General features: G+C 37.2%; 11 protein-coding genes. 2 read left to right on the top strand and 9 right to left on the bottom strand.

What is annotated here, in order from left to right; genetic code table 11:
• Positions 1-31: 31 nt before the first annotated feature.
• The 6 genes from ACP8HH_RS00620 to ACP8HH_RS00595 form a co-directional block, all read right to left on the bottom strand.
• Positions 32-658 carry a 3-oxoacid CoA-transferase subunit B gene (locus tag ACP8HH_RS00620; protein WP_438318938.1) on the bottom strand — a complete coding sequence of 209 codons (627 nt, stop codon included), beginning with the start codon at positions 656-658 and terminating at the stop codon, positions 32-34.
• Complete coding sequence (locus ACP8HH_RS00615; RefSeq protein ID WP_438314402.1) at positions 642-1337, bottom strand: CoA transferase subunit A; 696 nt, start codon at positions 1335-1337, stop codon at positions 642-644. Before ACP8HH_RS00615 ends, ACP8HH_RS00620 begins: the two co-directional genes overlap by 17 nt.
• Positions 1338-1360: 23 nt before the next feature.
• The gene (locus ACP8HH_RS00610) at positions 1361-3382 is read right to left on the bottom strand and encodes a sigma 54-interacting transcriptional regulator (protein ID WP_438314399.1); all 2022 of its coding nucleotides are present in this window, start codon (positions 3380-3382) and stop codon (positions 1361-1363) included.
• Between the two features lie 352 nt (positions 3383-3734).
• Positions 3735-5213, bottom strand: coding sequence for an aldehyde dehydrogenase family protein (locus ACP8HH_RS00605; protein WP_438314397.1), 1479 nt, complete (start codon positions 5211-5213; stop codon positions 3735-3737).
• Positions 5214-5454: 241 nt separating this feature from the next.
• Entirely contained in the window at positions 5455-6960 is a 1506-nt protein-coding gene (locus ACP8HH_RS00600; RefSeq protein WP_438314395.1) for a sodium/proline symporter, read from the bottom strand.
• Between the two features lie 233 nt (positions 6961-7193).
• Positions 7194-8354 carry an NAD(P)/FAD-dependent oxidoreductase gene (locus ACP8HH_RS00595; protein ID WP_438314392.1) on the bottom strand — a complete coding sequence of 387 codons (1161 nt, stop codon included), beginning with the start codon at positions 8352-8354 and terminating at the stop codon, positions 7194-7196.
• A gap of 227 nt (positions 8355-8581) precedes the next feature.
• Between ACP8HH_RS00595 and ACP8HH_RS00590 the strand changes: the two genes are divergently transcribed.
• Both ACP8HH_RS00590 and ACP8HH_RS00585 read left to right on the top strand, forming a co-directional pair.
• Entirely contained in the window at positions 8582-9766 is a 1185-nt protein-coding gene (locus ACP8HH_RS00590) for a sugar diacid recognition domain-containing protein (protein WP_438314389.1), read from the top strand.
• A gap of 143 nt (positions 9767-9909) precedes the next feature.
• Positions 9910-10884, top strand: a complete 975-nt coding sequence (locus ACP8HH_RS00585) for an ornithine cyclodeaminase family protein (RefSeq protein ID WP_438314386.1) — start codon at positions 9910-9912, stop codon at positions 10882-10884.
• Positions 10885-11011: 127 nt separating this feature from the next.
• On the opposite strand, the gene ACP8HH_RS00580 is transcribed toward ACP8HH_RS00585, so the two are convergent.
• The 3 genes from ACP8HH_RS00580 to ACP8HH_RS00570 are packed head-to-tail and all read right to left on the bottom strand — an operon-like array spanning position 11012 to position 14341.
• A complete protein-coding gene (locus tag ACP8HH_RS00580; protein ID WP_438314383.1) occupies positions 11012-11836 on the bottom strand; it encodes an ABC transporter permease in 825 nt (274 codons plus the stop codon).
• A gap of 12 nt (positions 11837-11848) precedes the next feature.
• Positions 11849-12790 carry an ABC transporter permease gene (locus ACP8HH_RS00575; RefSeq protein ID WP_438314381.1) on the bottom strand — a complete coding sequence of 314 codons (942 nt, stop codon included), beginning with the start codon at positions 12788-12790 and terminating at the stop codon, positions 11849-11851.
• A gap of 15 nt (positions 12791-12805) precedes the next feature.
• Positions 12806-14341 (bottom strand): ABC transporter substrate-binding protein, encoded by a 1536-nt coding sequence (locus ACP8HH_RS00570; protein ID WP_438314378.1) that lies wholly within the window; start codon positions 14339-14341, stop codon positions 12806-12808.
• Between the last annotated feature and the right edge of the window lie 11 nt (positions 14342-14352).

The following is a 14352-nucleotide window of genomic DNA, read 5'->3' as shown; positions in this document are numbered from 1 at the left end:
CCGTTTTATGTTTGATCCCTTTTCACTCAATTTATGAATGGGAGAATTTTGCTCCAGTGATTTCTTTTAGTTCTTCAATTGTTACATCTGATAATATTTCTACCAGTTCCATCTTATTGTCTTTGAACTTAAATACCGCATGTTCTGTAACAATCATATCCGCTTTCCGAACTCCACTGCTCGGGAATGTAAGCTTCTCAACAATCTTCGGTTCACCATTTTTAGCCGTATGCAATGTGGCAATAATAATTCTCTGCGCACCTGCAACTAAATCCATTGCACCACCAACACCTAGAATCGTCGCACCAGGAACTGCCCAATTCGCAATTTCACCAGTTTCATCCACTTGCAATGCTCCGAGTACTGCGACATTTATATGACCGCCACGAATCATAGCAAACGAATCCGAGCTATCAAACAACGATGCACCTACGTCCATCGTGATTGGCTTTTTACTTGCACTTATTAATTCCATATTAATATCTTCTTCTGGAGGGGTTGGCCCAATACCAAGTAAACCATTTTCAGATTGTAAATAAAGCTTCTTGTCACCCAAATAGTCCGGAATGAGCGTTGGAATTCCAACACCTAGGTTTACAGTTTCACCCTCTTTAAACTCTTCGATAATACGTTTTGATATTTTAATTCTCTTTTCCAGGGTCAACGTATTTACCTCCTTTTTTTACATACTTTCCGAGTACAATATAATCCACGTAGAGATGTGGAGTTTGTACTTCAACAGGCGCAAATGTTCCTGCTTCCACAATTTCATCTACTTCCGCAATGACAATCTTGCTCGCGGTTGCCATTACCGCATTAAAATTACGGCCAGTATGGTCATATATTAAATTTCCAAGTGTATCCGCTTTTAATGCCTTTATTAGAGAGACATCTCCTTTAATGGCCTTTTCCAAAATATACTTTTCACCATCAATGATTTTCTCTTCTTTACCTTCAGCTAGTTTAGTGCCGACTGCTGTTTTTGTATAAAAACCACCAATTCCAGCACCACCACATCGAACAGCTTCTGCTAAAGTACCTTGTGGGATCAGCTCGATTTCAAGTTCGCCATCTGTCCAAGCTTTTACTGCATCTCGATTCGTTGTAAAATAAGATCCTTTTGCTTTTTTTATATTCCCACCAACAAGCAACTTCCCAAGACCCTTACCTTCTTCCCCGAGGTTATTACTAACAATTGTCAAATCTTTTTTTGAAGATGCAGCTAATTCATCAATTAATGTTAGCGGCGTACCCGATAGGCCAAAGCCTCCGACAAGCAGTGTATCCCCGTCATTAATGTATTGTAGAAACTCTGATTTATCTATTAACTTACTCATTTTTTCTTCCCCTTTCACATCGACTATTCTTCCAATTTCCTGGCTTTTCTCATAACTGTAGACGGACTTACTTCAAGAATTTTCGCGATTTTTCTGTAAGAATTTTCAGTTTCACCTACTTTGGCGATTAGTTCTCGTTCAAATTCTTCAACAGCTTGTTTCAGTGGCATTATCTTGTTAATTATAAACGGTTTTTGTTGAGCTAAATCCACGCTATTTCCTTCACCCATTATGTACTTAACCGATTCAGCTGTAATTATTTTTTCCGAAGACGTTACATAAATTCTTTCAAGTATGTTTATGAGTTCACGGACATTACCAGGCCATTCATAATTCTTCATCACGTCCATTATTTCATTCGGAAAGGTAATTCTCTTTTTATATTTATTTGCAAATAGATTCGAATACTCTTCTATTAATAGAGGAATATCCTCAAATCGTTCTCTAAGCGGAGGTATTACAATTGGAATCACATTTATTCGATAGAATAAGTCTTCTCTAAATGTACCGTCTTTGACAAGTCCTAATAGATTCTCACTGCTTGCCGCAATAATACGTACGTCCACTTCTTTGGATTCCTCTGAACCAATCCTCTTAATCTTTTGTTCCTGCAATACTCTGAGAAGCTTTACTTGCAAGTGCAGAGGTATTTTACCTACTTCATCTAAAAATAAAGTTCCACCGTCTGCATGTTCGAAGAAACCAGCTCGACCATTTTCTTCAGTTCCATTTAGATGACCAAATAACTCTGCTTCTATTAAGTCTTCTGGGATGGCATCACAATTCACTTTAATAAATGGTTTATTTTTTCTAGAACTTGATTCTTTTATTAGGTTTGCTAACTCATTTTTACCAACACCAGGCTCACCAGTTAATAAAACGGTTACATCTACTTTTGCTACTTGCTCTATTTTCAAGATAAGATCTTTCATAGATTGTGAAGAAGCAACAAATTCTTTCTCTCCTAGTTCATCCTGCATATTTTTAAGGATGAACTGAGTCTTTTCAAGTTCGCGACGAAGATTATCAATTTCTGCAACGTCTTTCACACTTACAACGATCCGCTCAATTTTGTCATCGCTATTTTTCACCGGTATTGCGGAGATGATTAATGAACTATTATTCTTTATATTCGTTTCCATTAAATTGTATCGAGTGCCTTCCTCTACAACTTGTTCAATCATAGTATGAAAGCCATTATTTTTTTCTTCTTCACTTAAAGTGCCATAATAGATATCATCAAACTTCAGATTTCTATTAATAATATTACCTTTAGTATCGGTAATACATATCCCATCGCTGGAATTGTTAATAATCGTATCCATTTCATTCACTAATTGCTTAACAGAATCCAACTCACTTGAAACAATTTCAATTTCAGAAATATCTTGAAACACACCAACGGCTCCAATTAAGCTCTTACCATCAAATATCGGAGTTCTGTGTGCCAAATACATTCGATTTCCGACCTTATACTTTTCTGTATGCCCTCTTCCTGTTCGAATAACATTTAACAAACCACTTGGTATAACGACTTCATTTAAAAATTTCCCAAGTGCCTCCTCCTTAGTAGTTAGCGCCATTCGCTCAGCCGGAGGGTTGATAGCAGTTATTCGACCTTCAAGATCTATTGAAAGAATGCCGTTATGAGCTGAATTAAATATGGCGTCCAATCTATTATTTTCAATTTGACTCAACCTTGCAACCGCATTCAAGTAGACATCTCTTGTCATAAAACCAGTTATCTTTTTGTCGACGTCCAAAACCGGGAAAAGATTATACGTTTTAAAATCCAAATTCTTTACTGCACTATTTTCATCAATTAGAAGATAATCCCGAATGCAAACCTCATATAGAACCGTGTAATTCTGGATAATTCCATTAAGTAATTCTTTGTATGTAAACCAGCCAACCAACTCATCTAATTCGTTATAAACAAGCCCGCCTTCTGCATCTCTTTCCATAATAGTACTTGCAACTTTTAAAATAGAATCATTTTCGTAGTATTTAATGGAATTTTTTTTCATCACTTCTTTTACAATCACTTACTAAACGCCCCTCTTGAGTTATATACTCGCAATAACTTAAAGTGAAAAGTAAGTTGATTCTAATAATCAACCAAAAGTAAATGTTGCGAAAACTCTCTCCTCTTAGTATACACATTATTGCAAAGCGTTTCAATAGTGAAACGAAAAGTTTTTTAATTTACTTTTAAAATTGAATATTCTTCTATTGAGATTGATAATTAACGCTTATTTTCTTAAAAAAAGAACAATTCCCGAATTACCAATTAAAGTGTTTCATTTTTGAAACACCCTTTCGATTCAGAGTAGTTTTGTAGTAATAAAAAAACGGGCCCTATTCTAGTAAAAGAAAGGGCCCATTCCATCTATTAAATTAGTTATTATCGATTTGTGCTCTTTGTAACGTTCCACTGTAATCTATATAAATCGCTTTCCACTCTGTGTAAACATCTAGAGCTGCAACTCCTGAATCACGGTGTCCGTTACCAGTTCCTTTTGTTCCACCGAACGGAAGGTGAATTTCCGCCCCTGTTGTACCAGCGTTGACATAGACAATTCCTGTGTCAAGATCGCGCTGCGCACGGAAAATACGGTTTACATCACGTGAGAAAATCGCACTTGAAAGTCCAAATTCTACACTGTTATTTACTTCGATTGCTTCTTCTAAGCTTTCAACTTCGATAAGTGAAATGACTGGGCCAAAAATCTCTTCTTGTGCTAGACGACTATCCCACTTCACATCTGTAAAGAGTGTAGGTGCATAGTAATTCCCATTTGCAAGATCGCCATCAGTAAGAATGCTTCCTCCTGCAAGAAGTGTTGCCCCTTCATCTTTACCTATCTGAACGTAGCTCTCGATTTTATCAAGAGATCCTTTATTGATAACAGGACCAATTTTATTCGACTCATCTGCTCCGTCACCAATTGTTAGTGACTTCATTGACTCAACTAGTTTTTGTTCTAATTCGGCTTTTACAGATTTATGAACAATCACTCGGCTACAAGCAGTACAACGTTGTCCCGCTGTCCCGAATGCACTCCATAAAATACCTTCTACAGCTAAATCTACATCTGCATCATCCATAACGATAATCGCATTTTTTCCACCCATTTCGAGTGAAATCTTTTTAAGATGACGTCCTCCGAGTTCAGCAATGCCCCGACCTGTTTCAGTTGAACCTGTAAATGAAATTACTTTCACATCTGGATGTTCAATCATTGCAGTTCCAACTGTTGAACCTGAACCGAATACAATATTTGCAACACCTTTTGGTAATTCAACTTCTTCAAAAATCTTCGCCAATTCATAAGCCATCATCGGTGTTTCAGTTGCCGGCTTCCAAAGGAATGTGTTTCCTGCAACAATTGCTGGGAATGACTTCCATGTAGCAATCGCAATCGGGAAGTTCCAAGGAGTAATTAGACCAACAACACCAATTGGTGCACGAACGCTCATTGCAAATTTATTTTCTAACTCGGAAGGTACTGTTTGACCAAACAGACGACGTCCTTCGCCCGCCATGTAAAATGCCATGTCAATTCCTTCCTGTACTTCTCCGCGAGCTTCTTCAATTACTTTACCCATTTCGGCTGTTAAAACTTGTGATAAATGCTCTTTTTTCTCAATCATTATATTAGCAATTGCATATAAGTAATCTGCACGTTTTGGCGCAGGAACAAGCGCCCACTTTTTCTGAGCAACCTTCGCGGCCTCAACTGCTTGATCAACATCTTCAGTAGTTGAAAGTCTAACCTGTGCGAGTTCTTTTCCGTTTGCTGGATTAAGAACTGCTGTATAATCAGCTCCGCCTTCTTCTTGCCATACACCATTAATGTAGTTATTTAATTTCATGAAATATTTCCCCTCTCAATTTAAAGTACAGTAGATAGCTATTTTGAACACTGCTTATCGCATATGCTATAGCCAAAGTGAATGAGTGTATATTAATTGCTTATACACTCATATTATAGGACTTGTTAATTAGAATCGCAATATTATTCAACTATTACATCTTATCAGAAGGGTTTGAACCTATAGTTTATAAAGCGTTTACATCATCCGCAATTTTAAACACATTAACCTCTCTCTACATTTACACAGTTCCAACAGGTGCTTTCTCTTCTTCTTTAATCTCACTAATAATCTTTTTATTAACCGTATTATCACTATCCGGTTCTTTATCTGGGAATAGTAAACTAAATACAATCCCGGCAATTAATGCGAATAAGAATGTAGTGAATCTTGAAGATATAATTGCTTCAAGCGGTGATGAAATCCAAACGGCTGTACTTATGAAACCAACTGTAATTGTCGCAATTACACCAACACCCGAATACTTTCTCCAGAAGAACGTCAAGATAACAGCAGGAGACAGCGTACCACCAACACCTGCCCAAGCCCAACTTACGACTAGGAATACGAGTGATTCAGATGTTAAAGCGATAACCAAGCCGACGATACCGGCCAAAACTATTGTTAGTCTAGAAATTCTAACCAATTGCTTCTGCGTTAACTTTAATTTAAGTGCATTGTTTATGATGTCTTCACTTATCGAACTTGTAATAACCATTAGTTGTGAATTGGCAGTTGAGATTATGGCTGCGAGAATTCCAGCAAGTAAAATCCCTGCAATCCATGGTGGAAACAGATCTAGAATCATAAACGGTAAAATTGTTTCGACATCGGCAAATGCTTCTCCTTGATAAAGCGTAAGTGCTGTAAGACCGATCATAAACGCTCCAGCATATGCTAAAATCGTCCAAACAATTGCAACAATACTGCCTGTTCTTGCTTCTTTTTTATTTCGTAATGCCATAAATCGCGCACTTAGTTGTGGTTGTCCACCTAAAAATCCAAACATCCATGCAAAGTTGTTAAAGAGTAACAATCCAATCGCAAGGCCGATTGCACCGCCTGTCCAAGAATCAAGTGACGGACCAGTAGCAGTTAATGCTTCGCTAATTGACAAGTCATTTGCAGATATTTTAACAAGTGCAATGATTGGAAGAACTACTAGTGTCGTTAGCATCATTATACTTTGAATCATGTCTGTCCATACAACCGCAACAAATCCCCCAATAAATGCCAGGGCAACCACGACAACAAAACTTAACAGGATCCCTGCAATTGGCGGAATATTAAAGACTGCAAACAGTGTCTTTCCAGCCCCAGCCAATTGTGCACCGAAGTAGAACATCATAAAACTAAAGATTAAAAGGGTTGCAAGCCAAAGAATAATTTTTGCATGTTTGCCAAAACGAGCTGCTAAATAACCTGGTAGAGTAATAACATTATATTTATCAGCTTCTTCCATAAATCGTCTAGCTAGGAACAACCAAGAAACAATAACTCCAGTTGCAATTCCGACTCCTACCCAAACCGATGAAAGGCCTGTAGCAAATACAAATCCCGTATACCCGAGCAATAACCAAGCGGACTCCCCAGTAGCACGTTCAGAAAAAGCTAATGCCCAACCCGGCAATTGTTTTCCCCCAAGCAAGAAGTCTTCATGACTCAGTGTCTTGCGACTAACTAAAACTCCAATTACGATCATCAAAACTAAATACAAGACAAATTCAATCATAATGATATTGTTCAAAATACCCATTCCCCCTTTTATAGTTACATTCGTTAAAGAAAGTACTTACATTCAACAATTTTTATCGCTAATTATAAATGCTTTTTCCCATTTTCAGAACATAAAACACATATTTATTTAATGATAATTCCAACATCACTATACTATTACAATACCCCCCCTAACAGATATGTATGCGTTTGCATTTTGCTTAATAAATATAATAATTAACTCTCTTCTATTTAATATACTTTTTAAACAATCGCGTCTTCAATAACTAAATCATTTTCCGCAAATCTACCTACTCGCAAAGGGGTTAAATCGAGCGTTTCAAACTTCCCTTTACATATAAGTTCTGCAAGTCCAAGACCAACACCTGGAGCTTGTTGCATTCCATGTCCACTAAAACCGAGTGCTACAAAATATCCGCCCATTTGTGGATGCTCCCCAATAATGGCATTTTGGTCTGCTGTATTGTGATTGTATAGTCCAGCCCAACCCGACTCTAATTTCAAACTTTCAAAGTTCGGAATACGATTTGCTAGAATTGGCCACAATGGATCGAATGATGAGCGCCTCCATCTAAAGTCAATTCCGGGCTTGACGTCTTCTGAAAAACCACATAATATTTGTTCACCTTCGTGTCTGAAATATACACCTGATGGATCAATTGTTAATGGAAGTGGTTTCTTTAATTGTTCTGTTGTATTGAATGTATAAATTTGTCTCTTCAACGGAACAATCGGAAGTGCCATTCCAATCTTTTCGCTTAATGCCCCACCCCATGCACCTGCACAGTTAATAACTATTGGTGCAGAATATGTGGATCCATTCATTAAACGAACGCCCGTTACTTTGTTTCTCTCTGTTAAAATAGTGTCTATTTCTTCTGGAATATATTCAACATCGAGTGATTGTGCACTTTTACGGTAGGACTGCAATACAGAGTAAGGATCTAGATAACCATCCTCTTTAGAGAAGAGGCCACCGGCAAGATCTTCAGTGTTCAGTTCAGGAATAATTGTTAATAACTCTTCATTTGAAAGCATTTCGGACAGTACACCATGTTTGTTTTGAGTAACGACTTGCTTTGCGTAAGCTGAAAAGGAACTTTCTGTCGCTAAGAAGAGATACCCACGTTGTTTAAAGTCGATTTCAGCACGAACGCCATCAAGTGCCATTTCATCCGGAAAATTTTCATACGCTTTTAAACTAAAACGACTCAACTGTATGTTTACATCCTGAGAATAAACTTGTCTAATACCGCCAGCGCTTAAAGATGTAGAAGACTGGTTGTATGTTGAATCTTTTTCAAAAACGACGATTCTTCCTTCGTAGCCCAGTTTTCGTAAGGAATAAGCAGTACTTGAGCCCATTACTCCTCCACCAACAATAATTACATCTGCTTTTTCCATATAACTCGTCTCCCTTCAATCCAATACCTATTCAAAAATCTAATATGCTCTCAATCTTGTCAGTTTGTTTTGATTAGTATACTTACACTGACTAGTCTGGCATTTATCTTAGTATAAACTAGATAAAACATTAGACAATTTACAATATGCACAAAGTTCTGATAGGATTAGCTTCAACGAGTGGTTAAATAGTATATATACATCTAAAAAACTATTGTTATGAAGAGGTGAGCGAAATAAAGTTCTTTGAGCACATTGCACAATCGATTGTTAATGAAACTTCATATGTACTAAATATTCCGATTAGTATTACAAATGTTGAAGGAACGATAATAGGATGTACGGATATAAAACGGCTTGGTTCACATCATGCGGCAACTCCAGATATTACCAAAGCAGACCAAATCATGCATTTCACTGAAAAGGAAACCGTGCAGTTGGAAAATGTGCTTCCTGGAGTAGCAGTACCCATAAGATTCCAACAACAAACGGTTGGTGTTTTAGGGATAATTGGTAACCCAATGGAAGTAGAACGCTACATTCATTTTGTTCAAAGTCATATCGAAATGTTACTTGTAAAAAAGTTTCAATCAAAAACAGTATCTTTGCAAATGGAAACAATGAGGGACTTTATCCATCATCTTATTGAATATAAAAACAATACAGATGTAAGTAAAATTCTGAGTTTCAGCGAAATGCTAGGCATTCAGTTTGATACTCCTAGATACTGTATTTTAGTAGACTTCACTCCTTTAGACGAAAGTGGTCTATTAGTACAAAGTGATTTATTTTTACTCATGAATAACCTTTTCAAAGAAAGTGAATTAGATATTGTCGCTCCGTTAAATCAAAATCAATGGGTGATTCTAAAATACGTTAAATCCAACACTGCTTACAAAATGAATTCTACTTGCGATATTGCACTAGAATCATTAAATCGTTATTTAAAATCGAAAAAGTTATCATACAGCATTTTAATTTCCTATGGTGCCGATTATTCAGGGATTGAAGGCATTAGTAAGTCGTATAATGAGGCAAAAATGACCGCTGCTATTGCTAAAAAGAATAAATTAACGGATTCTATTTACTCCATAGCTGATTGGAGGATTCTTTCATTAGCACTTACGAAAAACGTAGTATTACCTTCGGAACAAATACTTATGGCTCATATAGTTAAATTAAAAGAACAACCAAACGGATCTGCACTCATTGAAAGTTTTCTTACGTACTGTGAACAACAGCTAAATATGAGCAAAGCCGCCAGAAAGTTATTTATTCATCGAAATACTTTATTATATCGAATGAAGCAATTAGAGGAAATACTAGAAATTGATATTCAATCCTTCGAGCAGTGTACGCTTTTATATTTGGCATTAAAAAGATATGGAAATTCGCCTGTTGAAACTGTTTAAGTTAGCTTCTAGCAATATTCCGTTTAATATGTGATAGACTCTAGGAAATACATTTCTATTAGAATGTATTTCTAATTCTAGAAGCCCATGGACAAGCTTTCTTACATGTCGGGCTAATTTCAGACAGGAGATGACTATAGTTTATGATGATTATAAGTGCAGATGAACAGAAGCGTTTAGTCGATATGAATGAGGTTATGGAGTATGTTGAAATTGCTTTGAAAGAGTTTTCCGCATTAAAAACGGATACGCCCATTCGGACAGCTTTACCTTTTGGAAAGGATAATTCAGGACTCGTTATGCCATCAGTAGCACAAGATTTAAATGCTATGGGTTTAAAATATGTCACTGTAGTTCCAGGAAACGCAAAAATCGATAAAAAAGTAATACAAGGTGTTGTTCTTCTTTCAGATATAAAAACAGGAGATCCTTTAGCTTTATTAGAAGGTTCATACTTAACAAACATTCGTACGGGTGCATTATCTGGAGTCGCAACAAAATATTTAGCGAAAAAGAACGCTACAAAGCTAGGAATTATCGGTACAGGCGAACAAGCACATGGGCTTTGCAGAGCAGTATTGGCAGCTCGAAATATTGAAACTATTTTTGTTTATAATCGAAGTGAAGAAAAAGCGAAGAAGTTTGCGGAAATTACAAAAGAACTGTTTGGTAAAGATGTTGTTGTTTGTGCAAGTGCGGACGAAGTAGTTCAAAACTCTGAAATTCTTGTAACCGCAACAACCTCAACGTCTCCTGTATTTTCAGCACCGCTTAAACCCGGAATTCACATAAACGCTGTTGGCTCATTTAAACCAACTATGCAGGAAATACCTTCTCATGCTCTTGCGTCAGCATCTAAAGTTGTCGTTGAATCTATAGAGGCTGCTTTAGAGGAAACTGGGGATTTACAAATTCCAATTCAAGAAGGTGTTTTTTTTGAACATGAAATACACGCTGAACTTGGGAAAATTATTAGCGGAGAGTTGGTAGGCCGAGAGAACGATGAGGAAATTACAATCTTCAAATCCGTTGGCGTAGCAATCGTCGATATCGTAATTGCAAAATACTTTTATGAAAAAGCCTTGAAACAAGAAACTGGCGTAATCGTAAAATTATAAAATCAAGTTTTTGATATTATAATTTAAAGCGAGCAAATTGCAAAAAGGAACCCCCATCGATGAGGGTTCCTTTTTATGTACACAAATTTTAATTGTCCTTTTTAAATTCAAAATCAGCAACATTATTTTAAGTAGATCGGGGGTCCATGAAATCTCTAATTGCATTGCTCAACATATAAAAACCCAAAACCATAAGCGTGATTGCAATACCAGGTGCGTATGTATACCAAGGCGCGCTGACTAAAAAGGACTGCGAATCTTTCAACATACGTCCCCAGCTTGGATCCGGAGGTTGAACACCTAGACCTAAATAACTAAGCGCCGCCTCTGCCAACATCGCAACCGCAAAAGCAACCGAACCTGCTACTATTAGCGGAGAGGATACATTCGGAAGGATATGCCTAAACATAATCTTAAACGGCTTTAAACCTATTAACTTGGCAGAAAGTACGTACTCAAACTCCTTATGTTGAATAAAACCACTTCTTGCAATTCGAGCGATACTTGGAATTGCAATTATCCCTAATGCTATTGAGGTATTGAGCATTCCCGGACCAAAAACTGCTACTAACATTAGTGCCAAAATGATACCCGGAAACGCCATAAGTGCATCCATCAATCTCATGAATATTTCATCCACCCAACCACCGAAATAACCTGCAATTGCGCCAATTAAAGTCCCAAATACAACTCCAATGAAAACCGTTACAGTGCCTACAAAAAACGCGGTTTGCGTCCCTTTCATTATTCTACTAAAGATATCTCTACCGAATTCGTCCGTCCCAAACCAATGCGTACTACTCGGGCCTTTTAGTTTATTTGCTATATTCATGGCCGTGACATCATGGGGTGTATAAAAAAAACTTATAATCATAATTAGTAATAATGCCGAAATGATAAGGAGGCCTAAAATGCTGTTTATCTTTTTCCCGTAACTCGATAGTGATTTCATTTTATGCCCCCCTTATGTTAATCGTATTCGAGGATCGAGAACTGAGTATAAAATATCAACTAAAAAGTTTATGAGTACTACCGCGAAGGTGATATACATAACAATACCTTGCACTAGTGGAAAATCTCGAGAGCTAATGGATGTTATTAAAAGCTTACCTAGACCTGGTAATGCAAAAACCTGTTCAACAATAATTGTCCCCGCTACGACTTCAGCAGTTATTAAACCAAAAATTGTTAGGATAGGAATCATCGAGTTTCTGAGTACATGTTTGTATAACACAACTCTTTCCTTAATGCCCTTACTTCTAATTGTGCGCACATAATCTAATTCAAGCTGCTCTAGAATCGCATTTCGCACGTATCGAAATTTCACTGCTATTTGAGGAATCGCAATTGTAAGTGCAGGTAATAACAATGCACCAAATGCGCCGGCAATACTTGTTGACCAAGGCACATATCCGCTAATGGAAAAGAAACTAAAATTCATTCCTAAATATAAAATTAATAACATTCCCAACCAAAAAGATGGAATGGCCATCCCCAACTGGGTAACTGAAGAAACAACTACGTCGCTTAAACTGTTCTTCCTCCTAGCCACAAACATTCCTAGAGGAATTGCCACAACAACTACAATGGCTAAAGTGATGGCGGCCAAAGAAAGGGTGACGGGCAAACGATCTACGATCAATTCCGAAACCGGCTTCGAAAACCGAATGGATTGCCCTAAGTCCCCCGTCGCTAAACCTTTCACCCACTCCAAATATTGAATATGGAGTGGGCGATCTAAACCAAGTTGTTTCGTCAAAGTCTCTACTTGTGCTTCGTCAGCATCTGGACCTAACATGATTCGTATCGGATCACCTGGCATCACCTGAAAAACGGCGAATGTGATAAGGGATATTAATGCCAAAGTGATAAATAACAAGAGAATTCTTCGAATGATATAGGCCATATTTATCTGTCCCTTCTATTCAATAACTCTCATTTCCGACATATCATGAAACCAGAATGGATAAAACTTTTGACCTTCGAGTTTTTTATTCAGCGCCCATATAAATTGATAATCCGCTACATATACAGCACCCACATCTTCAGCTAATATTTCTTGGGCACGTTGATATAACTTGATTTGCTTATCTGGGTCAGATTCTTTCAATACATCTTCCATTACTTGATCAAATTCAGCATTATTAAATCTAAAGAAGTTCTCACTGTCATTATAAGAAATATAATCATTCAAAATTTCATAAGCAGATGGTCTTCCCGTTAAATCGATTGTCGTCATTTCATAGTCTCTACCTCGGTAAATACGATCCAACCAAATACCCCATTCGACTACTTCTATTTCAACATCGATTCCAATTTCTTTTAGGTTTTCAGCTGTAACTTGTGCAACATCAGAGTACATCGAGTTATGCGATGACACCGATATCTTCGTTTTAAAGCCTTCGGGATAACCCGCTTCTTTCAATAAATCCTTCGCTTTGGAAATATCTCTCTTGTATTTTTCTTGTAAACCATCTAAATAATATTCACCCATAGCAGGACTCATATTTGAACCTAACTCGGTTGCATACCCCGAGTACACGGAATTAATGATGTCCTCTTTATTAATCGCATAATTAATCGCTTGTCGAACTTTTACGTTATTAAAAGGTTCCTTTTCATGATTAAAAGTGATGACCAACGCTGAGTTATTTTGCTGTTTATTAATCGTAAAGTCATTTTCAACTTCCGGAATACGGTGTGCAGGAATGCTTGTAATGTCTAGTTCGTTCCCTTGCAACGCCATAAATGCAGACTGATCATCTGTCTGGAACGCAAAAGTAAGTTTATCTAAATGAGGTAAGCCTTCATTCCAATATTCCTTGTTTTTTTCTAGCACCATATCAGCATTGGGACTATAACTCACAAATTTAAACGGACCTGTTCCAATCGGATGATCATTGTGTTTACCATCGTTTGACTTTGGAATAATTGCCGACTGCAAAGCTGTCAACGAATATAAGAAATTTGAATTAGGCTCTTCAAGTGTTATAACAAATGTATGTTCATCTGGCGTGGCGATTGATTGTACTTTATCAAAATTTGACGATAATGGCTCATTATTATTTGTGCCCATTAATCGTTCGAATGTGTATGTAATATCCTCTACTGTAACTGGGTTTCCGTCCTGGAACATTATACCGTCTCTAATTTTAAACGTATAAATCAACCCGTCTTCAGATACTTCATAGCTTTCAGCTACAGCTTCCTTCAAAGTACCATCCGTTTCTGGAGCTAAAAGTCCTTCGAATATATTTAAGATCATTTGAAAAGAAATGGATGCTGTTGCTAAATGCGGATCTAAAAAGTCCGGATCATCATGAATTCTCACTTTAATTTCTTGGGCAACGTCTTTTTTTCCGTCTGTCTTTTCCTTATCATTTGAACACGCGCCCATAACGAGTACACAAGAAAGGACCAATGCGGTTAATGCCAGCCAAGACTTATTCATCTTCATTTATTATTCCT

This window comes from Sporosarcina sp. FA9 (assembly GCF_051550205.1).
Taxonomy (GTDB): Bacteria; Bacillota; Bacilli; order Bacillales_A; family Planococcaceae; genus Sporosarcina.
This window is presented reverse-complemented; position numbering and strand designations above follow the sequence as displayed.

Bases quoted from the DNA above. Each gene is read 5' to 3' on its own strand.
- ACP8HH_RS00575 (WP_438314381.1), bottom strand. From the start codon at position 12,790: ATGGCCTATATCATTCGAAGAATTCTCTTGTTATTTATCACTTTGGCA.
- ACP8HH_RS00570 (WP_438314378.1), bottom strand. From the start codon at position 14,341: ATGAAGATGAATAAGTCTTGGCTGGCATTAACCGCATTGGTCCTTTCT.
- ACP8HH_RS00595 (WP_438314392.1), bottom strand. From the start codon at position 8,354: ATGGAAAAAGCAGATGTAATTATTGTTGGTGGAGGAGTAATGGGCTCA.
- ACP8HH_RS00585 (WP_438314386.1), top strand. From the start codon at position 9,910: ATGATGATTATAAGTGCAGATGAACAGAAGCGTTTAGTCGATATGAAT.
- ACP8HH_RS00580 (WP_438314383.1), bottom strand. From the start codon at position 11,836: ATGAAATCACTATCGAGTTACGGGAAAAAGATAAACAGCATTTTAGGC.
- ACP8HH_RS00605 (WP_438314397.1), bottom strand. From the start codon at position 5,213: ATGAAATTAAATAACTACATTAATGGTGTATGGCAAGAAGAAGGCGGA.
- ACP8HH_RS00615 (WP_438314402.1), bottom strand. From the start codon at position 1,337: ATGAGTAAGTTAATAGATAAATCAGAGTTTCTACAATACATTAATGAC.